Genomic DNA, 25,041 nt, shown 5'->3' on the forward strand with positions numbered 1-25,041 from the left:
AGATCGCAGCCATCGGCAGTTCCTGCATGACACTCCTCATTCGCCCCGCCCGACCCGCAGACGCGGCCGCCCTCCCCGCCATCGAACGCTCGGCCGCTGAACTGTTTCGCCTCGACCCTGCGCTGGCCTGGCTGGCCGACAGCGATGTACCTGACGAGACGCAACATTTGCAGGCCATCGAACAGGGACGTGTATGGGTTGCAGAGCATACTGTCGGACAACTTGCCGGTTTTTTAAGGGCGGTTGAAACCGACAGCCAGTTGCATATCGAGGAACTGTCCGTCGGCCAACACTTTCAGGGCCAGGGCATCGGCCGCAAGTTACTGTCGGGCGTGATTGAACACGCACGACGGCAGCAACTTGAAGCCGTCACGCTGACCACTTTTCGCGACCTGCCGTGGAATGCGCCGTTCTATCAACGCATGGGTTTTGTGCCATTGAACGAAGTGGACGCCGGACCCCGTTTGATCGAGGTACTCAACGACGAAATCTCCCACGGCCTGCCCAGCGCACGACGCTGTGCAATGCGTTTTACGCTGGATTGACGTCACACCGACGCTTTCAGATCAACACCCAACGCCCGGGCAAACGCCTTCACCAACGGACTGCGCACGGTGTTGTGACGCAGGATCAGATTGAACGGCGTGGCAATGTTGATGCGCTCCGGCAGCACCGCACGAAACTGCCCTGCCGCCACCAGCGTGGCCGCGTAATGCCGGGGCAGGAAGCCAACGAAACGCCCGGTCTTGATCAGCAGCGCCACGGCTTCGACCTGGGTCGCCGAAGCGGAAAAACTGTCGTAGCGGGCAAAGTTCAGCTTGTCACGATGGATCGCGTAGCGGTGGTTGATGCACTCGTAATCCTGCAGCACAGTGCTGTTCATCTGCGACTCCGGCATGTCGAACAATGGATGGCCGACAGCGCAGTAAACCTCCGAGCGTTCTTCATATAACGGGTAGTAATCGAACTCTTCGCGCTTTTGATATACAGGTACTATCCCGGCCACCAGACGCCCCTCTACGACGCCTCTTTCAACCTCATCCAGTTGCGTGGATTGAAGTTGAAACCTTACCTTCGGCGATTCCTCATTGATTCTTTTAAGCGCCGCAACTAACGGTGAACTTTCATCCGTGATCGTATTATCAATAACCCCCACACCAAGGTCACCAACAAGTTCATTCTGCGCCGAACTAAGCCGGTCGCGAAAGTTGTCAACCGACGCAAACAGATCAATCGACGCCTGATAAACCAGACGCCCCTCTTCGGTCAGGTGAAACCCCTCGCGACCTCGGGTACACAGGCGCATGCCGATACGGATTTCCAGGTCGGAGATCTGCTTGCTGATGGCCGCAAGGCCCACGTTCAGCTCGTTCTGCGCGGCGCTGAAGCCACCTGCCTCGACCACGGCCTTGAACACCTTGAGCAGTTTGAAATCCAGTCCGCTGAGGGCCAGCGGTGCTCGGTGAGCCGTTTTCAGCGGCGGGTTTCCGGAATTGGAAAGTGGGGTTTCCATAATGCTGATTTACCTCTGGCGCAATGTTCAACAATCTGTGTCCAACAACAAAAACATCGCCGACTAATAATAATGATCACAGAAAACAGGCCTTGGCAACCGCCAAAAAACCTCGAACATCAGTGCCAACTCACTGATCGCCAAACATGAAAAGCTGACACTTCGATCAGCTCTTGTCTCTTTGCAACTGCCCTCTTGAAAACTGCTTTGGCCTGACTCTGTCCGCTAACTCTTCAGCGTGATTTTCAGGGCCCGGCACACCGATTTCAGTTCGCGTTACCGACGAGGAAAACAACAAATGTCTCAAACCACCGACCGTCTCTGGGGTGCCCGTTTCAAAAGCGGCCCGTCCGCAGCCCTGGCGGCCCTGTCCCGTTGCCCCGAGCGCTATTTCCGCCTGACGCCGTACGATCTGGCCGGCTCCAAGGCCCACGCCGGGGAACTGCAACGTGCCGGCCTGCTGGACGAGCAGGAAACCCGCACGATGATCGAAGCCCTGGACGGCATCGGTGCCGATTTCGCTGCCGGGCGCATCGCCCCGACGCTGGACGACGAAGACGTTCACACCTTCATCGAGCGCCTGTTGACCGAGCGCCTCGGCGCACTGGGCGGCAAACTGCGCGCCGGCCGCTCACGCAACGACCAGACCGCCAATGATCTGCGCCTGTTCCTGCGTGACCACGTCCGCACCCTGGCCGTGGAAGTGCTGGCCCTGCAAACGGCGCTGGTGGATCAGGCCGAGCAACACGTCGAGAGCATCTGCCCGGGCTTCACTCACTTGCAGCAGGCGCAACCGATCGTGTTTGCCCATCACCTGTTGGCCCACGCGCAATCGATGCTGCGTGACGTGCAACGTCTGGTGGATTGGGACGCACGCACTTCGCTGTCGCCCCTCGGTGCCGCAGCCATGGCCGGTTCCGCCATTGCTCGCCAGCCGCAGCAATCGGCCAAGGAAATGGGTTACGCCGGGGTCTGTGAAAACTCTATCGACGCCGTGGCCAGCCGCGATCACGTCGCCGAATTCCTGTTCATCGCCAGCATGCTCGGGATCAACATCTCGCGTCTGGCCGAAGAGTTTTGCCTGTGGTCGTCGCGTCAGTTCCGCTGGGTCGATCTGGACGACGCCTACGCCACCGGCAGTTCGATCATGCCGCAGAAGAAAAACCCGGACATCGCCGAACTGGCCCGGGGCAAGGCTGGACGCCTGATCGGCAACCTGACCGGTCTGCTGTCGACGCTCAAATCCCTGCCGCTGTCGTACAACCGCGACCTGAGCGAAGACAAGAACGGCGTGCTCGACAGCGTCGACACCCTGTTGCTGGTGCTGCCAGCGATGGCCGGGATGGTCGCGACCATGACCGTCAACGTCGAGGAACTGCGGCGTCAGGCACCGCTGGGTTTCACCCTCGCCACCGAAGTCGCCGACTGGCTGGCGGTGCGCGGCGTGCCGTTCAAGGAAGCCCACGAAATCACCGGCGCACTGGTGCAGGCCTGCGAAAAACACGACCTCGAATTGTGGGAAGCCTCGCCGGCGCTGCTGGCCGAGATCGACCCGCGCCTGACGGCAGATGTGCGTGACAGCCTGACCCTAGAAGCCGCCATCGCTGCCCGCAGCGGCTGGGGCGGCACCGCGCCGCAACAAGTGCGCGAGCAGATCGGCCGCCTGAAAACCGCCCTCGCCGCGCAGCAACAGTGGACCGAAAACTACCAGGGCTTCCGCCTCTAACGGCCAATACGCAAACCCTGTAGGAGCGAGCCTGCTCGCGATGGCGATGGATCAGCGAGCAGAGATGTCGAGCGTGCTGCCGCAATCGCGAGCAGGCTCGCTCCCACAGTGGAATGCGGTGGATTTGAAAGTACAGTTCGGAGAAACACCATGAGCCAGACTCAGGCAGAACGACTCCAGGCGGAGCGCAAACTGGCGGAAAACCAGTTCGACATTACCCAGTACCAGCACGTGCCACGGCGCTATTACGGGCGGATCTTCTTCGCCACCGTGATCGTCATCGCCATCATCGGCCTGGTGCGGGCCTTCGCCGAAGGCAAGATCGAATGGTCGTACATCGGCCAGTTCCTGACTTCCGAAGCGATCATGTGGGGCCTGCTCAACACGATCATCATGGCCGTTCTGGCCATGGCGCTGGGCATCGTGTTCGGGGTGATCACCGCGATCATGCGCATGTCGGCCAACCCGATCCTGCGCTACGTGGCGCTGACCTACACCTGGCTGTTTCGCGGTACGCCGCTGATTCTGCAACTGCTGTTGTGGTTCAACCTGGCGCTGATCTTCCCCACCATCGGCATTCCCGGCCTGTTCGAACTCGACACCGTCAGCCTGATGACGCCGTTCGTGGCCGCCCTGCTCGGCTTGAGCATCAACCAGGGCGCCTACACCGCTGAAGTGGTGCGCGCCGGCCTGCTGTCGGTGGACACCGGCCAGTACGAAGCCGCCAAGTCGATCGGCATGCCGCGCCTGCAAGCGCTGCGCCGGATCATCCTGCCCCAGGCCATGCGCATCATCATCCCGCCGGTAGGCAACGAATTCATCGGCATGGTGAAAATGACCTCGCTGGCGAGCGTGATCCAGTACTCGGAACTGCTCTACAACGCCCAGAACATCTACTACGCCAACGCCCGGGTCATGGAGCTGCTGATCGTCGCCGGTATCTGGTACCTGGCCACCGTCACCGTCCTGTCCTTTGGTCAAAGCCGTCTGGAGCGTCGTTTCGCTCGCGGCGCCGGCAAGCGTTCTTGAGGAATCCGTCATGAGAAGCATCGTCAAGGCCGTGAGCCTGAACAAATATTACGACCAGTACCACGCGCTCAAGGACATCAACATCGAGGTCGAGCAAGGCGAAGTGCTGTGCATCATCGGCCCGTCCGGCTCGGGCAAGAGCACCCTGCTGCGCTGCGTCAATCAGCTGGAAAAGATCGACAAGGGCGGCCTCTGGGTCGACGGCGAACTGGTGGGCTACCGCGTGATCGGGCACAAACTGCACGAACTCAACGAGTCACAGATCGCCCGCCAGCGCCTGGCCACCGGCATGGTGTTCCAGCGTTTCAATCTGTTTCCGCACATGACTGTGCTGCAAAACATCATCGAGGGCCCGTGCCAGGTGCTCAAGCGTTCGCCCAAGGAGGCGCACGAAGAAGCCCTGGAACTGCTGGCCCGGGTCGGTCTGGCTGACAAGCGCGACAGTTACCCGATCGAACTGTCGGGCGGTCAGCAGCAACGGGTAGCCATTGCCCGGGCCCTGGCCATGCGCCCCAAGCTGATGCTGTTCGATGAACCCACTTCGGCACTCGACCCGGAACTGGTCGGTGAGGTGCTGTCGGTGATGCGCGATCTGGCGCAGACCGGCATGACCATGATCGTCGTCACCCATGAACTGGGCTTCGCCCGGGAGGTTTCCAACCGCATGGTGTTCATGGACGGCGGGCAGATCGTGGAGGCTGGAAGCCCCGAAGAAATACTAATAAGTCCGCAAAACCCGCGCACCCAAAGCTTCATTTCTGCCGTTCGAACCTGAGGCCCCTTTGGCCTTCACAACACTCATAAGAGAACGTCCATGAAGAACTTCGTCATTCCAGCAGTACTCACCTCCCTCATGTCTTGCGGTTTCGCCATGGCCGCCGAATTGCCGGCGAGCATCAAGGAGAAAGGCGAGATCGTCGTCGCGATCATGCCCAACTATCCGCCGATGGACTTCAAGGATCCGGCCACCAACAAGCTCACCGGCCTGGACTACGACTTGGGCAACGCCCTGGCCGAGCGCCTCGGGATCAAGATCAAGTGGCAGGAAACCGGCTTCGAGCAAATGATCAACGCCCTGACCACCGACCGCGTGGACATGGTCCTGTCGGGCATGACCGACACCGCCGAGCGCCAGGCCAGCGTGACCTTCGTCGACTACTTCACCAGCGGCCCGCAGTTCTACACCTTGCAGAAGAACACGGCGACCAACGAGATCATCGACCTGTGCGGCAAGAAAGTCGGCACCAGCCGCCGCACCACATTCCCGGCAGAAATCGCCGCGTGGAGCAAGGAACACTGTGAAGCCGCGAGCAAGCCCGCAATCAACGTGATCGGCACCGAAGGCTCGGCCGACGCCCGTGCGCAACTGCGCCAGAGCCGAATTGATGCGGCGATGCAGGGCAGCGAAACCCTGTCGTACCTCAAGACCCAGGAAAAGGACATGTACAAGACGGTCGGCCAGCCGATCTCCGTACAGTTCACCGGGTTGGGTGTGAGCAAGAAGAAGCCTGAGCTGAGTGAGGCGGTGAAGGTGGCGTTGCAGAGCATGGTGGATGACGGCAGCTATAACGCGATTCTGAAGAAGTGGGATCTGGAGTTGGGTGCAATTAAGACGGTGACCGTCAACGCCGGCAAGTAAAGCTGCAGGCACCGCGACCCTATGTGGGAGCGAGCCTGCTCGCGATGAGGCCGGCACATTCAACATTGATGCTGCCAGTCATACCGTCATCGCGAGCAGGCTCGCTCCCACAGGTCAGGTGCCCATCTTCAGACAGTTGGAGCACCCTTGATGTCCTCCTTGCAACCCACCTGGCCCGACCAGCACAAAGCCTGCCTCGCCCTGGCCTTCGACCTCGACGGCCCGACTGGCGACGCCATGCTCAACGGCTCGATCTGGCACAAACCCGAGTACTTCGGCTTCGGCGGCTACGGCCCCTACCGCGCCCTGCCACGCCTGCTGGATCTGCTCGACACCTTCAAGATCCCGACCACCTTCTTCGTCCCCGCCTGGGTCGTGGAAAACTGGCCGAAACAGTGCCAGGCCATCGTCGAACGCGGCCATGAAGTCGCCTACCACGGCTACAAACACGAATCCTTCTACGCCCTGACGCTGGACCAGCAGCAGGCCGTGATGAACAAGTCACGCGACGTTTTCTGGCAATACCTGCACATCCGCGCCGAGGGTTTTCGCACCCCGTCCGGTGACTGGCGCGCCCGGACGCCGGCGATGCTGGCCGACAACGGCGTCATCTATTCCAGCAGCATGCGTGGCGACGACCGCCCGTATCTGGTCAACGTCCCCGGCCACGACACGCCGCTGGTGGAGATCCCGGGGCGCTGGGAAATGGACGACTACGCGTCCCTCGCCTACACCCGCGCACCGAACTTCCCGTCCGGCCTCGACCGCACCGCCAGCTACGAGCTGACCCTCGACAACTGGCAACGCGAGTACGACGGCGCGATGGACGAAGGCCTGTGCCTGACCACGCTGTTCCACCCGAAAATCACCGGCAAACCGGGGCGTATCCTGTTGCTGGAGAAACTCTTCGAACACATGCGCCAGCGCGATGACGTGTGGTTCGCCACCTGCCGTGACGTCGCCCGCTGGTGGCTGAAGGAGCATCACCATGGCTGACTCCAGCACTCTCTGGCCCGCCGGCAAACGCTGCGCGGTGGTGCTGACTGTCGATTACAACGACATTCACGGCATCCTCACTCAGGCCCCGGAAGTCGCCGGACGCGACAAGACACTGTCGGTGTGGCGCTACGGCACGCAACGGGGTGTCGAGCGTTTGCTCGGTCTGTTCACGGAATTCGGGGTGCGCAGCAGCTGGTTCGTGCCCGGCATCGTTGCCGAGGAAAACCCGCAGCACATCGCCGCGATTCTGGCTGACGGCCATGAGATCGCCTGCGCCGGTTACCGCCATCAGGATTACGACACGCTGGATCTGGCGGCGCAAAGTGCGGAAGTCGCCAAGGGTTGTGCAGCGCTGGAAGTATTGACTGGCGTGCGCCCGACCGGTTTCCGGATTCCTGCGGGTAACGGCGCGCCGGGATTCATCGAAGCCTTGAAAGATCACGGCATTCACTGGTCTTCGTCATGGCGCGGCGATGATCTGCCGTTCTTGCACCCGACCGCCCCTGAAGTGGTCGAGTTGCCGCTGCATTACGAACTGGAAGACGAACCCTATTTCGCCTTCAACCTGAGCCCGGCCGTGCCGCCGGCGCAATCACGGATCGCCTCCTACAGCCACACCCTCGGCAACCTGCAAATGGACTTCGCCGGATTCCACCGTTTCGGCCTGTGCTACGTGCTGCGCCTGCACCCGGAAATCATCGCCACGCCGGGGCGTATCGGCGTACTGCGTGAGTTGCTGCAAGGCATTCAGCAGCATGACGACGTGTGGATCACCACCGGCGCCGACGTCGCGCAGTGGTGGATGCAAACCGCATCGCCGGTCGCGCAGGATCATCCGGCCTCGGTGTATGAACGCCATTATCGGGACTACCTCGTATGACGGAACGCATGCAGCGGCTGGCGCGGTTTTGCGTCGAAACGCGGTTTGAAGATCTGCCCCCGGCGTTGGTCGAACAGGCCAAGCGACACATTCTCGACACCTTCGGCGCAGCGCTGGCCGGGGCCGACAGTGCGGTGGCGCTTAAGGCGCGGCAGGTGTTCGGCGCCGAGCCGGGCAACGCGCTGGTCTGGGGTTCGTCCTTGCACGTCGGTGCGGGGCACGCGGCGTTGCTCAACGGCATCGCCGCCCATGCGCTGGAACTGGACGACACCGGCGGGTGCGATCACTCCGGTGCGGTGGTGCTGCCGGCAGTGATGGCGGCGCTGTCATTGGTGGATCGACCGGTGGACGGTCGCGAGTTCATCACCGCCGTGGTGATCGGCTACGAAATCGGCCGGCGGGTGCTGGAAGCCTGCGGCAGTTATTCGGCGCATAACGGCGCCGGCTGGCATTCCACCGCCACCTGCGGCGTGTTCGGCGCGGCGGCGGCCTGTGCGCGGATCTTTGCCCTGGATGCAGCGCAAACCGTGTCGGCACTGGGCATCGCCGGCAGTTTCAGCGGCGGGTTGTGGGCGTTCATTCATGACGGTTCGCAAAGCAAGAAACTGCACAGCGGACGCGCTGCCGAGGGTGGTTTGCTCGCGGCGCGTTTTGCTCGCGAAGGTGTCAGCGGGCCGTCGGTGTTGTTCGAGGATGTCTGGGGTGGTTTTCTCAAGACCCTGGCACCGGGCAGCGCGCAACCGGATGCGCTGGATGCTGAATTGGGCCAGGTGTGGAAACTCGCGCGCTGTTCGATCAAACCCTATGCCGCATGTCGTGGCACCCACTCGGCCATCGATGCACTCGGGTTGTTGCTGGAGCAATTGCAGATCGGCGCAGATCAGGTGGAGGACGTGCAGGTCAACCTGTGCGGTTTTCTGCTCGACATGTGCGGCGGCCGCGACACCCGCAGTCTGGCCGCCGCGCAGATGAGTCTGCCTTACGCCCTCGCCGCGCGACTGGTGCACGGTCATTGCCGATTGGAGGCTTACGACGAACAGCCGCGCAACGATCCGCGCATTGTTCAATGGCTGACGCGCATTCGCCTTGAAGTGGATGAGCGACTGTCGGAGGATGGCGAGCCGGTGGTCATTGTCCGAACCCGCGACGGGCGTCAGGCGAGCCTGTGTGTCGAGGTGCCGCTGGGCGCGCCGGGCAATCCGCTGAGTGAAGCGGCGCTGGAGGAGAAATTTTTCAGTCTGGCGTTGCGGGTCATTTCACCGGTCAAGGCCGAGCCGTTATTGGCGCAGTTGCGACAACTGCAAACGCTGGCTTGCGTGCGCGATCTCGGGCACCTGTTAACCGAATAAGGACATTTGATTTTCCGTGGCCACCTACTCGCTCGTTATCCGCCGCCTGATGATCGTTTCGCTGACCATCGTTGTCAGCCGCGCCATCACCAGTCCTTTGCTCACCCTGTTTTTGAGTAAAAAGCTGGGCCTCAACCAACAGGACGTCGGGCTGTTACTGGGCATCGCGGTGTTCATCGCCACCCTGCTTGCGTTGTACGGCGGCTACATCATCGACCGGCTGGAAAAACGCCGGTTACTGATCCTCGCCATGCTTTCCAGCGCCATTGGTTTCGTGCTGCTGACGTTCGCGCAGAACCTCTACCTGACCACGGCAACGCTGGTCATCACCGAAACCGCCTCGGCGCTGTTCCTGATCGGTTCCAAGGCGATCCTCAGCGAAAATCTGCCCATGGGTCAGCGGGCCAAGGCGTTTTCCCTGCGCTATACCCTGACCAACATCGGCTACGCCACCGGACCTATGCTCGGTGTAGTGATCGCCGGGGTGTACCCGATTGCGCCATTCCTGATTGCCGCTGGCATCGCCTTCGGCAGCATCTTCCTGATGGTCGGGATTCCCAGGGACGCCAGCCCGATCGCCGCCATCGGCCAGCCACAAAGATTCCTGAAGACCCTGGTGACCCTGAAAAACGACCGCACGCTGATCATGTTCACCTGCGGTTGCCTGCTCAGCACCGTCGTTCACGGACGTTTCACGCTGTACCTGTCGCAATACCTGCTGGTGGTCGAAGACTCGCAACGTGCGCTGCAAACCATGGCCGCCCTGCTCGCTTGCAACGCCATCGCGGTGATCCTGTTGCAATACCAGATCGGTCGCTTCCTCAACCGGGAAAAGCTGCGCTACTGGATCGCCGCCGGCACCAGCCTGTTCATCCTCGGCCTGATCGGTTTCAGCCTGGCCGACAGCCTGCTGACGTGGTGCATCGCGATGTTCATCTTCACCCTCGGCGAGATGATCATTTATCCATCGGAATTCCTGTTCGTCGACACCCTGGCCCCCGAAGAGCTGCGCGGCAGTTATTACGGCGCACAGAACCTCGCAGCCCTGGGTGGCGCACTGAGCCCGGTGATCTGCGGCTTCCTGTTGATGCATACGCCGGCGCCGACCATGTTCTACGCCCTCAGCGCACTGACCGCGATGGGCGGGTTCCTGTGCTTCATGAGCGGTCGGCGAGTGGCTTTACTTCACAAATAATGCATTGAAACTGCATTTATATGAATTTGTCAGCATCGAGATTGCTTGGCACACTGTGCGCGTTCCTCCCCCAATAGTTGGAACGCTTCGAAGGACTTTCCGGGTTGACGGACAAGTCCTTTTTTTTGCCTTCGGTTTTCTTCAAAGGAACGGTTCTTCATGCTCGCTCGCTGGTTGCCCGCTGCCATCAACACCCGCCCCACCGAATGGAGCCGCGCCGCTATCGGCATGGCGCTGGGCACGTTGTTCAGTGTGTGGGTATGCAGTCAGGTGTTCGACATCGAAGTGGCCTACCACCTGATCGGCCCGCTAGGCGCCTCGGCGGTGCTGCTGTTCGCCGTGTCCTCCGGCGCCCTCGCCCAGCCATGGTCGATCATCGGCGGCTACCTGTGCGCGGGCGTCGTCGCGTTGCTGGTGGCCCACGTGCTCGGTCGAACCCTCGGCAGCGCCTGCCTCGCCGCAGGCATGGCGCTGATCCTGATGTGCTGGCTGCGTTGCCTGCACCCGCCGGCCGGCGCCGTCGCGTTGACCATGGTGCTGGCCGATCCGATGACCATCGCCATGGACTGGAAAGCCCTGGAACCGGTGATGCTCAGCGCCGCGTGCCTGCTGCTGGCCGCACTGGCCTACAACAATCTGACCCGCATTCGCTACCCGAAACGCCCCGCCGAACCGGCGCCCGCCCTGGCGCCGGTCGATTTTCAGGCAATCACGGCCGAGGATCTGAAATTGGCACTGGCGGACATGGAGGCGTTCATTGATGTCACGCCGGAGGATCTGGAACAGTTGATTCATGCCAGTGAACTGCATGCCAAACGGCGGAGCATTGGCCAGGTGTTCAGCTGACAAAGGCGTCCTGTTGCAACGGCTTGAAAACGGATCAATCCGGCATCGACCGGATGATGTCCGTCAGATCCTCTTTGGTGATTTCATTGGCCTTGATAGCCGCCGCGATGTCTTCTTTGGAGAGCGGAAAACGTTTGAACATGTCTTTCAACGTGTCGGTATCGACATTCGACAACCAGCGAGGATCAATCAATGATCCTCCATACTCTGGTTTCATCGGCACTGGGTCGCCAGCGATAACACCCTTGTGATTGAAAAAGACCATGTAGCGACTAAAACCTTCGGGGTAGCTTTTGTCGTAGTAAAGCGTCGTGCTGGCGGGCAGCACGTAATAGCTTTCATCATCGCCACTCCCCGCGATCAGCAAAGGTGCTTTGGTCCTGACCATCGCCATGCCATACGTTCTGGAAAGCCCGCCACGCAGGACAAACGCCAGCGCTGCGACATTGATAACCGTCAGCAGCAGTAGCAAAACAACGATCAGTCTGCCTGTTGAATACCTTGTTTTTGCCATTCTGCGCCTCCACTGCGCGTTGGGTTCCGGCGAGAAAAAACGCCGTGTTTCTGCTACAGACGCTAATGAAGCGAGGGTCTGTTTGCGGGTTCGCCGCAACCGCCGCGCAGCCTAGCAGTAGCTAGCGCTTCGGCCACAATTTTTCATTTCGTGGTTAAGGTAAAAATGCAGACACCCCATGCACATATCCCCGTTGTACACGGCAAATTTGCACTGTTACGATCCGCTAACGCCCGCGCGCGGGCTTCTCGAATAAAGACAATAAAAGCAGGGAGTTAGTGATGACTGCTCAGGCTTCATCCCCGCGGACTTCGTCCATGGATGCCACGCCACACGAAGTGCTGGCCGAGGTTCGCAATCACATCGGTCATCTGACCCTCAACCGCCCCGCCGGCCTCAATGCCCTGACCCTCGACATGGTGCGCCAGCTCCAGCAACACCTGGACGCCTGGGCCGCCGATGCCGATATCCACGCGGTCGCGCTGCGCGGTGCCGGCGAGAAAGCCTTCTGTGCCGGTGGCGACATTCGATCGCTGTACGACAGCCACAAAAGCGGCGACACGCTGCACGAAGATTTCTTCGTCGAGGAATACGCCCTCGACCTGACGATCCACCGCTACCGCAAACCCGTGCTGGCGCTGATGGACGGTTTCGTTCTCGGCGGCGGCATGGGCCTGGTGCAAGGCGCCGATTTGCGGGTGGTCACCGAAAAGAGTCGTCTGGCGATGCCGGAGGTGGCGATCGGGTATTTCCCGGATGTCGGCGGCAGTTATTTCCTGCCGCGCATTCCTGGCGAGCTGGGGATTTACCTGGGCGTCAGCGGCGTGCAGATTCGTGCGGCGGATGCGCTGTATTGCGGGCTGGCCGACTGGTATCTGGACAGCAGCAAACTCGGCACCCTCGATGAACAGCTCGATCAGTTGGAGTGGCACGACACGCCATTGAAGGATCTGCAAAGCCTGTTGGCCCGTCACGCCGTGCAAACCCTGCCGGATGCGCCGCTGGAAGCCTTGCGCCCGGCCATCGACCACTTCTTCGCCTTGCCTGACGTGCCGAGCATCGTCGAGCAACTGCGCGCCGTGACGGTTGCCGACAGCCACGAATGGGCGACCACCACGGCCGACCTGCTGGAAACCCGCTCGCCATTGGCCATGGGTGTGACCCTGGAGATGCTGCGTCGCGGCCGGCACCTGACACTGGAACACTGCTTCGCCCTCGAACTGCATCTGGATCGCCAGTGGTTCGAGCGCGGCGACCTGATCGAAGGCGTGCGCGCCTTGCTGATCGACAAAGACAAATCACCACGCTGGAACCCGCCGACCCTCGCCGCGTTGCACGCCGAGCAGGTCGCGAGTTTCTTCCACGGTTTCGAAGAGAGCGGGAGCTGAGTCATGCACGATCTCGAATTGACTGAAGACCAGGTCATGATCCGCGACATGGCCCGGGACTTTGCCCGTGGCGAAATCGCCCCCCACGCGCAAGCCTGGGAAAAGGCCGGCTGGATCGATGACGGTCTTGTGGCGAAGATGGGCGAACTTGGCCTGCTGGGCATGGTGGTACCGGAGGAATGGGGCGGCACCTATGTCGACTACGTAGCCTATGCGCTGGCGGTGGAAGAGATTTCCGCCGGCGACGGCGCCACCGGCGCCTTCATGAGCATCCACAACTCGGTGGGCTGCGGGCCGGTGCTCAATTACGGCAGCGAAGAACAGAAACAGACCTGGCTGGCGGATCTGGCTACCGGCGCAGTAATCGGCTGCTTCTGCCTGACCGAACCCCAGGCCGGCTCCGAAGCGCACAACCTGCGCACCCGCGCCGAACTGCGCGACGGGCAATGGGTGATCAACGGCGCCAAGCAATTTGTCAGCAACGGCAAGCGGGCGAAACTGGCGATCGTGTTTGCGGTGACCGATCCGGATCTGGGCAAGCGTGGGATCTCGGCGTTTCTCGTGCCGACCGATACGCCGGGCTTCATCGTTGACCGTACCGAACACAAGATGGGCATCCGCGCTTCCGACACCTGTGCCGTAACGCTGAACAACTGCAGCATTCCTGAAGCGAACCTGCTGGGCGAACGCGGCAAAGGCCTGGCGATCGCCCTCTCCAACCTGGAAGGCGGACGCATCGGCATCGCGGCGCAAGCCTTGGGCATCGCCCGTGCAGCGTTCGAAGCGGCGCTGGGTTACGCCCGTGATCGGGTGCAGTTCGGCAAAGCCATCGTCGAGCACCAGAGCATCGCCAACCTGCTGGCGGACATGCAGATGCAGATCAACGCGGCGCGCTTGATGATCCTGCACGCGGCGCGGCTGCGCACGGCGGGCAAACCCTGTCTGTCGGAGGCTTCGCAGGCCAAGCTGTTTGCTTCGGAAATGGCCGAGAAGGTGTGTTCGTCAGCGATTCAGATTCATGGCGGGTATGGGTATCTGGAGGATTATCCGGTTGAGAAGTACTACCGGGATGCACGGATTACCCAGATTTATGAGGGGTCGAGCGAGATACAGCGGATGGTGATTGCTCGGGAGTTGAAGAACTATCAGTTGTAACCGAGTAACGCCTGCCCCCTCACCCCAGCCCTCTCCCCCAGGAGAGGGAGCTGACCGAGGTGTCTGGCGTCATACATCGACCTGAAAGATCGCGTCGATTATGGATAGCGGACTACATGCTTTTTACAGCCTGAGTTCGACTCGGTAATTCAGGTCGGCGTAACTCCCGAGTACAACCCGGTCAGTCCCCTCTCCCTCCGGGCGGTCCGACGTTTCGGGAGGGTTAGGGTGAGGGGGCTCTTGAGGGCGCCGCGTTATTTGCCCTGGAACTCGGCAGGCCGTTTGGCCACAAACGCCGCCATCCCTTCCTTCTGATCCTGCGTCGCAAACGCCGCATGGAACACCCGGCGCTCGAAGCGCACGCCTTCGGTCAGGTTCACTTCGAACGCGCGGTTGACGCTTTCCTTGACCATCATCGCAATCGGCAGCGATTTGCTGGCGATCACCGCCGCGACTTTCAGCGCTTCGTCCAGCAGTTCATCACTCGGCACGATCCGAGCGACGATGCCGCAGCGTTCGGCTTCCACCGCGTCGATCAAACGCCCGCTCAGGCACATTTCCATGGCTTTGGCCTTGCCCACGGCGCGGGTCAGGCGCTGGGTGCCGCCCATGCCCGGCAGCACACCGAGGTTGATTTCCGGCTGGCCGAATTTGGCGTTGTCGCCGGCCAGGATGAAGTCGCACATCAGCGCCAGTTCGCAGCCACCGCCGAGGGCAAAACCGTTGACCGCCGCGATGATCGGCTTGCGGCGGTTGGCCACGCGGTCGCTGTCACTGAACAGATCGTCCATGTAGATCTGCGGATAGGTCAGTTCGGCCATTTCCTTGATGTCGGCGCCGGCGGCGAAGGCTTTTTTCGAACCGGTGATGACGATGCAGCCGATGTTCGCATCGGCTTCCAGGCCATCGAGGGCGCGGTTCACTTCGCTGACCAGTTGCGCGTTGAGGGCATTGAGCGCCTGCGGGCGATTGAGGGTGATCAGGCCGACGCGGCCGTGGGTTTCCAGCAAAATCGTTTCGTAACTCATGTGCAGATTCCTTCTCAAAGATTGCGCGAAATGACCATGCGCTGAATGTCGCTGGTGCCTTCGTAGATCTGGCAAACCCGCACGTCGCGGTAGATGCGCTCCAGCGGGAAGTCGTTGAGGTAACCGTAACCGCCCAGGGTTTGCAAGGCCATGGAGCAGACCTTCTCGGCCATTTCCGAGGCGAACAACTTGGCCATCGACGCCTCGACCAGCGCCGGCTGACCGCTGTCACGCAGGGCGGCGGCGTAATGCACCATCTGCCGCGCCACGGCGATCTGAGTGGCCATGTCCGCCAGACGGAACGCCACGGCTTGATGCTCGATGATCGGCTTGCCGAAGGTGTCACGCTCGCGGGCGTAATCACGGGCGGCTTCGAACGCGGCACGGGCCATGCCCACCGATTGCGAAGCGATGCCGACGCGTCCGCCTTCGAGGTTGGCCAGAGCAATCCTGTAGCCCTCGCCCTCCTCGCCCAACCGGTTGGCCACCGGCACTTTCACGTCTTCAAACAGAATCTGGCAGGTGTCCGAGGCGTGCTGGCCGAGCTTGTCTTCGACGCGAGCGACTTTGTAGCCCGGCGAGGCGGTCGGCACGATAAAGGCGCTGATCCCGCGCTTGCCGGCACTCGGATCGGTGACCGCAAACACGATCACAACCCCGGCGTTCTGCCCGGAGGTGATGAACTGTTTGCAGCCGTTGAGCACGTAGTGATCGCCTTCCAGCCGCGCACGGGTTTTCAGGCTGCTGGCGTCGGAGCCGGCCTGGGGTTCGGTCAGCGCGAAGGCACCGAGCATCTCGCCGCTGGCCAGCGGTTTGAGGAAACGTTCACGCTGGTCGTCGTTGCCGAACTTGAGGATCGGCACACAACCCACCGAGTTGTGCACGCTCATGATCGTCGAGCAGGCGCCGTCGCCGGCGGCGATTTCTTCCAGCGCCATGGCGTAGGCCAGATAACCGGTGTCGCAACCGCCCCACTGCTCCGGCACCAGCATGCCGAAGAAGCCCAGCCCGGCCATTTCGCCGATGGCTTCTTTCGGGAAGCGGTGTTCGCGATCCCACTCGGCGGCAAACGGTTTGAGCCGTTCCTCGGCAAACTGCCGGGCCATGTCGCGGATTTGTTGTTGGTCGTCATTGGGAATCATGGCAAATCCTTATTCATTGGCACCGTCTATCCCCTGTGGGAGCGGGCTTGCTCGCGAAAGCGGTGGATCAGCACAGTGAGTGTTGGCTGACAGGACGCTTTCGCGAGCAAGCCCGCTCCCACAATTCGAGATGCGCGAGCTTTAGTAGAGGCACTCGACAGCCATCGCCGTGGCTTCGCCGCCGCCGATGCAGATTGCCGCAACGCCGCGTTTCAGGCCTTTCTGGCGCAGGGCCGAGAGCAAGGTCACCAGAATCCGCGCACCGGAGGCACCGATCGGATGGCCCAGGGCGCAGGCGCCACCGTGGATGTTGAGCTTGTCGTGAGGAATTTCCAGGTGGGTCATCGCCGCCATGCCGACCACGGCGAAGGCTTCGTTGACTTCAAACAGATCGACCTGATCCAGCGACCAGCCGGTCTTCTTCATCAGCTTCTTGATCGCGCCAATCGGTGCCACCGGGAACAGGCCCGGAGTGTCGGCAAACGCGGCGTGGCCGTGAATCACCGCCAATAGTTTCAGACCTTGCTTCTGCGCTTGCGACTGGCGCATCAGCACCAGTGCGGCGGCGCCGTCGGAGATCGAGCTGGAATTGGCGGCGGTCACAGTGCCGCCCTCGCGGAACGCCGGTTTCAGTGACGCGATCTTGTCCAGCTTGGCTTTTGGCGGCTGCTCGTCGTTGCTGATCACAACCTGTTCTTTGCCGACGGTCACGGTCAGCGGAACGATCTCGGCCTTGAAGCTGCCGTCCTTGATTGCCTGCTGGGCACGGGTGGTCGAAGCGATGGCGAAAGCGTCCTGAGCCTCGCGGCTGAAGTCGTTGGTTTCGGCGCAATCCTCGGCGAAGGTGCCCATCAGGCGGCCCTTGTCGTAAGCGTCTTCGAGGCCGTCGAGGAACATCGAGTCCAGCACCCGGCCGTGGCCCATGCGATAACCGGCACGGGCGCGGTCCAGCAGGTACGGCGCGTTGGACATGCTTTCCATGCCGCCGGCGATCACCACATCGGCGCTGCCGGCCATCAACATGTCGTGAGCCAGAATGGTGGTTTCCATGCCCGAGCCGCACATCTTGTTGACGGTGGTGCAGCGAGTGGATTTATCCAGCCCGGCGCCCAGCGCAGCCTGACGCGCAGGCGCCTGGCCGAGCCCGGCCGGCAGTACGCAGCCGAACAACACTTCATCGACCGCATCGGCGGCCACACCGGCACGCTCAACCGCCGCCTTGATTGCAGCGGCGCCCAGTTGCGGCGCGGTCAGGCTTTTCAGTTCGCCCTGAAAACCGCCCATCGGGGTGCGGACGGCGCTGACGATGACAATCGGATCGTTGGAGATGGTCATGAAAAAATCCTCCTTACTTGGCGGCCATGCGCAAGGCACCGTCGAGACGGATCACCTCGCCGTTGAGCATGCTGTTTTCAATGATATGCCGCACCAGCGCGGCGTACTCGGCAGGTTTGCCCAGGCGTGGCGGGAACGGTACGCCGGCGGCCAGCGAGTCGCGCACTTCCGGGGTCATGCCGGCCATCATCGGGGTTTCGAAAATGCCCGGGGCGATGGTCATCACGCGGATGCCGAAGCGCGCCAGTTCACGGGCGGCAGGCAGAGTCAGGCTGGCGATGGCGCCTTTGGACGCGGAATACGCCGCCTGGCCGATCTGGCCGTCGAACGCCGCGACGGATGCGGTGTTGATGATCACGCCGCGCTCGCCGTCGGCGTTGGCTTCGCTTTCGGCAATCGCGGCTGCCGCCAGACGCAGCATGTTGAAACTGCCGATCAGGTTGACGTTGATCACCTGGGCGAAGCTCGCCAACGCATGCGGACCGTTCTTGCCGAGGATCTTCTCGCCACGAACAATGCCGGCGCAGTTCACCAGGCCATTGAGGCTGCCGAAGGCTTTTACCGTGGCCTGCACGGCGGCTTCGGCGGCGGCTTCGTTGCTGATGTCGGCCACCACACTTTGCGCGCCGAGGCGTTGGGCCTGGGCGGCGACGGCTTCGGCGTTCATGTCCACCAGCATCACTTTGGCGCCGGCGCTCACCAGCAACTCAGCGGTGGCGGCACCCAGGCCGGATGCGCCGCCGGTGACGATAAAAACCTTGTTCTCGATCTGCATGACTGACTTCCTGATTCAAGCTGAAACGTTGTGCGCCGCGGCCTCTTGAGCCTTGGCGATTTCCTGGTTGCGCAAGATAAAGCGCTGCAATTTGCCGCTCGGGGTTTTCGGCAACTCGCTGACAAATTCGATTTCACGGGGGTACGAGTGCGCGGCCAGGCGCTTGCGCACGTGCTGGCGCAGTTCTTCGGCCAGCGCCGGTTCGGCGCGGTATTGCGGGTTGAGCACGACGAAGGCTTTGACCAGTTCGGTGCGCTCGGGGTCGGGCTTGCCGACCACTGCGGCTTCAACGACGGCCGGGTGCTCGATCAGGGCGCTTTCAACGTCGAACGGGCCGACCCGGTAGCCGGACGTGGTGATCACGTCATCGCTGCGGCCAACGAAGCTGATGCTGCCGTCCGGGTTCCACTCCACGGTGTCGCCGCTCAGGTAGTAATTGCCGACGAAGGCCTTGGTCGGTGCACCTTCGTAACCGGCGAACCAGCACATCGGCGACTGTGTGCGGTCGATGGCAAGGATGCCGGGCTGACCGACGCCGAGCTCGTTGTACTGATCATCGAGCACCACGATGCGATGGCCCGGCGAGGCGAAACCGGCAGCGCCGAGGTGGATCGGGTGTTCGAGGCCGTGGTGGTTGCACAGCACCATGCCCAGTTCGGTCTGGCCGTAGTGGTCGTGAATGACCACGCCGAGGTTGTCGGCGAACCAGCGGATCACTTCCGGGTTCAACGGCTCGCCGGCACTGCTGACGATGCGCAACTTGCCCTTGATCGATTTGGCAAACTCATCGCCGCCGGCAATCAGCAGACGATACGCCGTGGGCGAACCGGTGAGGTTGGTGATCCCGTACTTGTTGATCACCCGGCAAGTGCTTTCGAGGGTGAAGGGGCCATCGTAGAACGTGATCGGATGGCCCATCGACAACGGGCCGGTCACGCCAAAATAAATGCCGTAGGCCCAGCCCGGATCGGCGACGTTCCAGAACGCATCTTCCGGGCGCAGATCCACGGCGTCGCGGGTGTAGCTCTGGAACGCGACGATGGCCTTGAGCGGCACCGACAGTGCTTTCGACGGACCGGTGGTGCCCGAAGTGAACATCAGCAGGAACGGGTCTTCGCCGGTCAGCATCACCGGTTCGCAGACACTGGAATGGTTGGGCAACTCGGCCCAGAAACTGAAATCGCCTCGGACGATGCCCTGGCCTTTCGGGCCGCCGACGGTAACCAGCGTCGGGCAATCGGCGACTTCACTGAGCTTGGGCCGGTTGACGGCATCGGTGACCACGACTTTGGCGCCGGAACTGTTCAGGCGATGTTCGAGGGCTTTGGGGCCGAACGCGGTGAACAGCGGTTGATACACCGCGCCGATGCGCCAGGTGGCGAACACGGTGATCAGCAATTCGATATTGCGCGGCAGCAGGCCGGCGACCTTGTCGCCCTTCTGCACGCCCTGGGCGAGAAGGAAATTGGCGAAGCGCGCGGCTTTGTCCTGCAGGTCGCTGAAGGTGTACGTCGCACTGGCGCCGTCGCGACCTTCCCAGAACAGCGCGATGCGCCCCGGCAAGGCGTGACGGTCACAACATTCGACGCAGGCGTTGAGCGCCTCGAGCGAGCCGCTGAGTGCGGCGTCCACGGTGTGCTGATAATCAAACTGTGCGGTGGCAGACAAGTAATCGCGCATTGCCAGAATCCCTCTGTTCTTATTAGGTTGGGGAACCGTAAACAACAGAGGAATACTCGCGCCGCACGCCGGTTGCGGCAATGGTCAAAGCCCTCAAAGTGGATGACTGGTTTGGCCAAGGTTCAAAGGGTGTGTTGCCTTGACTGGCCCTATCGCCAGCAGGCTGGCTCCCACAGGAGAGCGCGTTTCAAATGTGGGAGCCAGCCTGCTGGCGATGGGCCGGATCAGACGGCCTCATTCAATATCAAGCTGCGATAGTGCCCCGGATTGGTTCCCGACCACTTGCGAAACGCCTTGTAGAACGAGCTCGCATCGGCAAACCCCAGCCGCGTGGCGATCTCGGCAAAACTGATCGCAGGCTCTGCCAGCCAGGTAATCGCCAATTCCTTGCGCACGCTGTCCTTGAGGCCTTGATACGTCTGCCCCTCTTCCGCCAGACGCCGACGCAGGGTCGAGGCCGACATGCACAGTTGCTGGGCCAGGGCTTCGGTTTCCGGCCACTGTTCGGCGGGCAACTGCCGCAGATCCTGCTTGATCCGGCTGGCAAGGCTTTCCGGGTCGCGGTACTTCACCAGAATGTTCGCCGGGGCATGGGCCAGAAAACGCTTTAACTCCTCGGCACTGCGCTTGATCGGCAGATCCAGCACGTCGGCGGCGAAAATCATCCGCGTGCGCGGCCGGTCGAAACGCAGGTTCTCGGAGAACATCACCCGATAGTCATCACAGAAATCCGGCGCCGGGCAGCGCAACTCGATGGCCAGGATCGGAATCCGCCGCCCCGCCAGCCAGCACGCCACGCCGTGGACGATCATCCAGTAAGTGAAATAGGTGAAGGCGCGGCGCGGCTTGGGGTCGTCCTCCAGCAGGACGATCTCCGCCAGGCTTTGCTGGTGCACGAGTTGTGCCGGCAGGCGTTCAAGCATCAGCGACAGGAAACTCAAACCGCTGCTCAGCCCGGCCGCCAGATTCGGTTGGGCCATCGCGCTGCGGCAGAGAAATTCCAGGCTGCCGGACTTCAGCTTGCGCGGGTCCATGCCAAAGAACTCGTCGTCTCCCCGCCGCGCCAGCAGCCGCCACAACCGCGCATATTGACCGGCCGGCACGCGGGCGTCATCGGTGCCCAGCAGCGCCGGATCGATGCCGACCTTGTTCAAGACTTCCTCCGTGGCCACGCCCGGCGCACAACTTTGCTGCAGTGCTTCACGCACCAGTTGAATGGCGATGGTGTCTTTTTCCGACATGGATCGAGGCAAATCCTGTTGTTGTTCGAGTGGCTGGCATCTTAACGCAGCCATCGAGACACAGCTCGCTCACGCTCTGAAATGCTTTTGGCTGACATGAGAATGATTGTTCTTCAGGCCTGTTCAGCTATCGTTCAGGTAAATGTCAATGAGTGGCATGTGAGAATGACTTTCATTATGTTACAACTTGTAACCTCATTTCGTTACACAGTGGATGCCGAATGCTCGTTCCCTTTCTGATCATGCTGCGTGAAGGCATTGAAGCCGCGCTGATCGTTGGCATTATCGCCAGCTACCTGCAACAGACTGGTCGTGGCCAGTGGATGCCGGCGGTATGGATCGGCGTGTTTCTCGCCGCTGCGCTGGCGTTGCTGGTCGGCGGTGGCCTGGAACTGGTCAGCGCCGAATTCCCGCAAAAACAGCAGGAACTCTTTGAAGGCGTGGTCGGCCTTGTCGCCGTGGGGATTCTCAGTTCCATGGTGTTCTGGATGCGCAAGGTGGCGCGCTCGATCAAACATTCGCTGCAAGCCTCTCTCGATCACGCACTGACTTCGTCGAAGCATCAGGTCATCGCCCTGATCGCCATGGTGTTTTTCGCCGTCGCCCGGGAAGGACTGGAAACGGTGTTCTTCCTGCTCGCCGTGTTCCAGCAGAGCGAAGGCCCGGGCGCACCGATTGGCGCCCTGCTCGGCCTGATCCTGGCCATCGTCGTCGGCTTCCTGATCTACAGCGGCAGCATGCGCCTGAACCTGTCGGCGTTCTTCCGCTGGACCGGACTGTTCATCCTGGTGGTCGCTGCCGGGATTCTCTCCAACTCGGTGCAGGCGCTGCACGAAGCCGGGGTCTGGAATCACCTGCAAACCGTGCTCTTCGACTTCAGCGCGACGTTGCCGATGGACGGCCCGCTGGGCTCGGTGCTGGCCGGCATGTTCGGTTATCAGGATGCCCCGACCGTCAGCACCCTCGGTGCGTATCTGATCTATCTGGTAGTGGCGCTGGTGATGTTCTTCTATCCGGCTCCCGCCCCTGCACCCAAAGCCGCCGCCTCGAATTCCGTGTCCAGCCAATAAGGGCCTCCATGTCAAAGCCTAATATCCCTCAGGCCTCGCCTCCCCGCGCCTTGCGCTGGGCGGTGGCCGGTTCGGTGGTCGTGATGATCGCCGCCGGCGGCCTGTTCTACTACGCCTCGAAAATGGCCGCGGCCAAACGTCAGCACAATCATGACGAAGTGGTGGTCAACATCCACCCCGGCAGTTGCGAGCCGAACGAGCTGAGCGTACCCGCCGGGCGCGCCAGTTTCCGCATCGTCAACCGCTCCGACCGGGCGGTGGAATGGGAAATCCTCGACGGCGTGCTGGTGATCGAGGAACGCGAGAACATCGCGCCGGGCCTGAGCCAGGTGATCAACGCCAACCTGCAACCCGGCGACTACGCCATCACCTGCGGGTTGCTGAGCAATCCGCGCGGCGTGCTGCATGTCACGCCGACCGCCGCTTCCGACGCCGCCGCCAAGGCCAAGCCGTCGATGGTCGCTTTCGTCGGGCCGCTGTCGGAGTTCCGGGTTTATCTGGCCACTCAGGGCAGCGCGCTGATCAGAGCTGTCACGGCGCTCAACCAGGCAATCACCCGCGGTGATCTGGCCCAGGCCCAAGCGGCGTATTTGCCGGCCCGTGCCGCGTATCAGCGTCTGGCCCCGGCCGCACAACGCCTGGCGGAACTGGACAACAGCATCAACGCCCGCGCCGATTACTTCGAAAAACGCGAGCAGGATCCGGCCTTTGTCGGTTTCCATCGCATCGAATACGCGCTGTTCCAGCAACGCAGTCTCGACGGCCTGTCGCCGGTTGCCGAACGCCTGTTGGGCGACGTCAACACGCTGAAACAACAGTTGCTGGCCCAATCGCTGCCGCCGGAGCAACTGGTGGAAATCCTCGTGCGCAACCTCAACACCCTGGCCGACGGGCGCGCCGCCAGCGGCGAAGAGGAACGCTACAGCCACAGCGATCTCAACGGTTTCGCAGCCAATCTGGAGACCGCGCACAAAGTCGTCGAACTGCTGCGGCCGCTGCTGAGCAAATCCGCCGCCGAACTGCTGCCGAAAATCGACAGCGCGCTGACTGATTTCGACAACACCCTGAACGGCTTCAAGGTCAAGGATGGCTACGCCAGTTACGACACCGTCAGCGGTGAACAACGCAAACAGATCGCCGACAAGGCCAAGACCCTGGCCGACGCCCTCGACGGCATCGATCCCGCCCTCGGCCTCTCCGGCCTGTAAATAGAAGACGAATACCGATGAACGATTCCGAACACTTCAACCTGCAACGCCGTCGCGTACTGATGGGGATGGGCGCCGCCGGCGTCGCACTGGCCGGCACCGCCCTGAGCTGCCCGGCCATGGCCGCCGTACCCGCGCAAGTCACCGAAGCACCGAGCAGCGACAAGACCCAGGATCATCACGACTTTCATGGCGTACACCAGACCGGCATTGTCACCCCGCGTCCGGCGTCCGGCATGCTGGTGTCATTCGATGTACTGGCCAGCGACCGTGAAGACCTCGAACGCCTGTTCCGCACCCTCAACGAGCGCATCGCGTTCCTGATGAAGGGCGGGCCGGTGGCGCAGATCGATCCGAAGCTGCCGCCGCCGGATTCCGGCATCCTCGGCCCGGTGGTCACCCCGGACAACCTGACCATCACCGTGTCGGTAGGCGAATCGCTGTTCGACGAGCGTTTCGGCCTCGCCGCTGCCAAGCCCAAGCGCCTGATCCGCATGGTCGGCTTCCCCAACGATGCGCTGGAAGCCGATTGCTGTCACGGCGACTTGAGCCTGCAGTTCTGCTCCAACACCGCCGACACCAACATTCACGCCCTGCGCGACATCGTGAAAAACCTGCCGGACCTGCTGCTGGTGCGCTGGAAACAGGAAGGCAGCGTGCCGCCGCAAGCCCCGGCCAAACCCGGTGTGCCGGCGCAATCGGCGCGTAACTTCCTGGGTTTTCGCGACGGCTCGGCCAACCCGGATTCCAACGACGACAAGGCCATGGACCGTATCGTCTGGGTGCAACCGGGCAGCGACGAACCGGCCTGGGCCGTCCACGGCAGTTATCAGGCGGTGCGGATCATCCGCAACTTCGTCGAACGCTGGGACCGCACGCCGTTACAGGAGCAGGAAAGCATCATCGGCCGGGTGAAAACCACCGGCGCGCCAATGGGCGCCAGCCATGAAACCGAAGTCCCGGACTACAGCAAGGACCCGGAAGGCAAGCTGACCAAGCTCGACGCGCACATCCGTCTGGCCAACCCGCGCACCGCCGCGACCCAGGCCAATCTGATCCTGCGCCGGCCGTTCAACTATTCCAACGGCGTGAACAAGAACGGCCAGCTCGACATGGGCCTGTTGTTCATCTGCTACCAGGCCGATCTGGAAAAAGGCTTCATCACCGTTCAGACCCGCCTCAACGGCGAGCCGCTGGAGGAATACCTCAAGCCGGTCGGCGGCGGTTACTTCTTCACCCTGCCGGGTGTGACGGGCGACAAGGATTTCATCGGTCGCTCGCTGCTCAACGCTACCCAACCAAAAACAACTGCATAGCATTCAACAGGAG

Annotated in this window: 23 protein-coding genes; 15 read left to right on the forward strand and 8 right to left on the reverse strand. The window is 61.8% G+C overall.

The window, feature by feature from the left end:
* The first annotated feature begins 26 nt into the window (after positions 1-26).
* Entirely contained in the window at positions 27-545 is a 519-nt protein-coding gene (locus C6Y56_RS14570) for a GNAT family N-acetyltransferase (RefSeq protein WP_169430485.1), read from the forward strand.
* A gap of 2 nt (positions 546-547) precedes the next feature.
* On the opposite strand, the gene C6Y56_RS14575 is transcribed toward C6Y56_RS14570, so the two are convergent.
* Entirely contained in the window at positions 548-1,513 is a 966-nt protein-coding gene (locus C6Y56_RS14575) for a LysR family transcriptional regulator (RefSeq protein ID WP_169430486.1), read from the reverse strand.
* A 298-nt stretch (positions 1,514-1,811) separates the two neighbouring features.
* Here C6Y56_RS14575 and argH point away from each other — a divergent pair, with 298 nt between their 5' ends.
* From argH to C6Y56_RS14620, 9 genes are all read left to right on the forward strand, one after another.
* A complete protein-coding gene (argH, locus tag C6Y56_RS14580; protein ID WP_085745592.1) occupies positions 1,812-3,239 on the forward strand; it encodes an argininosuccinate lyase in 1,428 nt (475 codons plus the stop codon).
* Between the two features lie 150 nt (positions 3,240-3,389).
* The gene (locus C6Y56_RS14585; RefSeq protein ID WP_169430487.1) at positions 3,390-4,268 is read left to right on the forward strand and encodes an amino acid ABC transporter permease; all 879 of its coding nucleotides are present in this window, start codon (positions 3,390-3,392) and stop codon (positions 4,266-4,268) included.
* A 10-nt stretch (positions 4,269-4,278) separates the two neighbouring features.
* On the forward strand, positions 4,279-5,043 hold the full coding sequence (locus tag C6Y56_RS14590) for an amino acid ABC transporter ATP-binding protein (RefSeq protein WP_169430488.1): 765 nt from the start codon (positions 4,279-4,281) through the stop codon (positions 5,041-5,043).
* Between the two features lie 39 nt (positions 5,044-5,082).
* The gene (locus C6Y56_RS14595) at positions 5,083-5,907 is read left to right on the forward strand and encodes an ABC transporter substrate-binding protein (RefSeq protein WP_169430489.1); all 825 of its coding nucleotides are present in this window, start codon (positions 5,083-5,085) and stop codon (positions 5,905-5,907) included.
* 147 nt (positions 5,908-6,054) lie between these two features.
* Complete coding sequence (locus C6Y56_RS14600; RefSeq protein ID WP_169430490.1) at positions 6,055-6,903, forward strand: polysaccharide deacetylase family protein; 849 nt, start codon at positions 6,055-6,057, stop codon at positions 6,901-6,903.
* Entirely contained in the window at positions 6,896-7,786 is an 891-nt protein-coding gene (locus tag C6Y56_RS14605) for a polysaccharide deacetylase family protein (protein WP_169430491.1), read from the forward strand. Before C6Y56_RS14600 ends, C6Y56_RS14605 begins: the two co-directional genes overlap by 8 nt.
* Positions 7,783-9,135: an MmgE/PrpD family protein gene (locus tag C6Y56_RS14610; RefSeq protein ID WP_169430492.1), complete on the forward strand. Its 1,353-nt coding sequence runs from the start codon at positions 7,783-7,785 to the stop codon at positions 9,133-9,135. Before C6Y56_RS14605 ends, C6Y56_RS14610 begins: the two co-directional genes overlap by 4 nt.
* A gap of 16 nt (positions 9,136-9,151) precedes the next feature.
* Positions 9,152-10,330, forward strand: a complete 1,179-nt coding sequence (locus C6Y56_RS14615) for an MFS transporter (RefSeq protein WP_169430493.1) — start codon at positions 9,152-9,154, stop codon at positions 10,328-10,330.
* Between the two features lie 159 nt (positions 10,331-10,489).
* Complete coding sequence (locus C6Y56_RS14620; protein ID WP_169430494.1) at positions 10,490-11,176, forward strand: HPP family protein; 687 nt, start codon at positions 10,490-10,492, stop codon at positions 11,174-11,176.
* A 34-nt stretch (positions 11,177-11,210) separates the two neighbouring features.
* On the opposite strand, the gene C6Y56_RS14625 is transcribed toward C6Y56_RS14620, so the two are convergent.
* Positions 11,211-11,690, reverse strand: coding sequence for a hypothetical protein (locus C6Y56_RS14625; protein WP_169430495.1), 480 nt, complete (start codon positions 11,688-11,690; stop codon positions 11,211-11,213).
* Between the two features lie 281 nt (positions 11,691-11,971).
* Here C6Y56_RS14625 and C6Y56_RS14630 point away from each other — a divergent pair, with 281 nt between their 5' ends.
* Positions 11,972-13,078: an enoyl-CoA hydratase/isomerase family protein gene (locus C6Y56_RS14630; protein ID WP_169430496.1), complete on the forward strand. Its 1,107-nt coding sequence runs from the start codon at positions 11,972-11,974 to the stop codon at positions 13,076-13,078.
* 3 nt (positions 13,079-13,081) lie between these two features.
* Entirely contained in the window at positions 13,082-14,233 is a 1,152-nt protein-coding gene (locus C6Y56_RS14635; RefSeq protein WP_169430497.1) for an acyl-CoA dehydrogenase family protein, read from the forward strand.
* Positions 14,234-14,487: 254 nt separating this feature from the next.
* Here C6Y56_RS14635 and C6Y56_RS14640 read toward each other — a convergent pair whose 3' ends face one another.
* The 6 genes from C6Y56_RS14640 to C6Y56_RS14665 all read right to left on the reverse strand — a co-directional run bounded on the left by C6Y56_RS14640 (position 14,488) and on the right by C6Y56_RS14665 (position 21,434).
* Positions 14,488-15,261: an enoyl-CoA hydratase gene (locus C6Y56_RS14640; protein ID WP_169430498.1), complete on the reverse strand. Its 774-nt coding sequence runs from the start codon at positions 15,259-15,261 to the stop codon at positions 14,488-14,490.
* A gap of 14 nt (positions 15,262-15,275) precedes the next feature.
* Positions 15,276-16,403: an acyl-CoA dehydrogenase gene (locus tag C6Y56_RS14645; RefSeq protein WP_169430499.1), complete on the reverse strand. Its 1,128-nt coding sequence runs from the start codon at positions 16,401-16,403 to the stop codon at positions 15,276-15,278.
* 141 nt (positions 16,404-16,544) lie between these two features.
* Positions 16,545-17,738, reverse strand: a complete 1,194-nt coding sequence (locus C6Y56_RS14650) for an acetyl-CoA C-acyltransferase (protein WP_169430500.1) — start codon at positions 17,736-17,738, stop codon at positions 16,545-16,547.
* Positions 17,739-17,751: 13 nt separating this feature from the next.
* Positions 17,752-18,513 (reverse strand): SDR family NAD(P)-dependent oxidoreductase, encoded by a 762-nt coding sequence (locus C6Y56_RS14655; RefSeq protein ID WP_169430501.1) that lies wholly within the window; start codon positions 18,511-18,513, stop codon positions 17,752-17,754.
* 15 nt (positions 18,514-18,528) lie between these two features.
* Positions 18,529-20,193: an AMP-binding protein gene (locus C6Y56_RS14660; RefSeq protein WP_169430502.1), complete on the reverse strand. Its 1,665-nt coding sequence runs from the start codon at positions 20,191-20,193 to the stop codon at positions 18,529-18,531.
* Positions 20,194-20,417: 224 nt separating this feature from the next.
* The gene (locus C6Y56_RS14665; RefSeq protein ID WP_169430503.1) at positions 20,418-21,434 is read right to left on the reverse strand and encodes an AraC family transcriptional regulator; all 1,017 of its coding nucleotides are present in this window, start codon (positions 21,432-21,434) and stop codon (positions 20,418-20,420) included.
* A 221-nt stretch (positions 21,435-21,655) separates the two neighbouring features.
* On the opposite strand from C6Y56_RS14665, the gene efeU reads away from it, so the two are divergent.
* Genes efeU through efeB form a run of 3 tightly spaced genes read left to right on the forward strand, consistent with a single transcriptional unit; the run spans position 21,656 to position 25,028 of the window.
* Positions 21,656-22,504, forward strand: a complete 849-nt coding sequence (gene efeU / locus C6Y56_RS14670; protein ID WP_169430504.1) for an iron uptake transporter permease EfeU — start codon at positions 21,656-21,658, stop codon at positions 22,502-22,504.
* 8 nt (positions 22,505-22,512) lie between these two features.
* Positions 22,513-23,712 carry an iron uptake system protein EfeO gene (gene efeO / locus C6Y56_RS14675; RefSeq protein ID WP_169430505.1) on the forward strand — a complete coding sequence of 400 codons (1,200 nt, stop codon included), beginning with the start codon at positions 22,513-22,515 and terminating at the stop codon, positions 23,710-23,712.
* 17 nt (positions 23,713-23,729) lie between these two features.
* Positions 23,730-25,028 (forward strand): iron uptake transporter deferrochelatase/peroxidase subunit, encoded by a 1,299-nt coding sequence (gene efeB, locus C6Y56_RS14680; RefSeq protein ID WP_169430506.1) that lies wholly within the window; start codon positions 23,730-23,732, stop codon positions 25,026-25,028.
* Positions 25,029-25,041: the final 13 nt, after the last annotated feature.

This window comes from Pseudomonas fluorescens (genome assembly GCF_012974785.1).
In the GTDB taxonomy this organism is placed as follows: Bacteria; Pseudomonadota; Gammaproteobacteria; order Pseudomonadales; family Pseudomonadaceae; genus Aquipseudomonas; species Aquipseudomonas fluorescens_BT.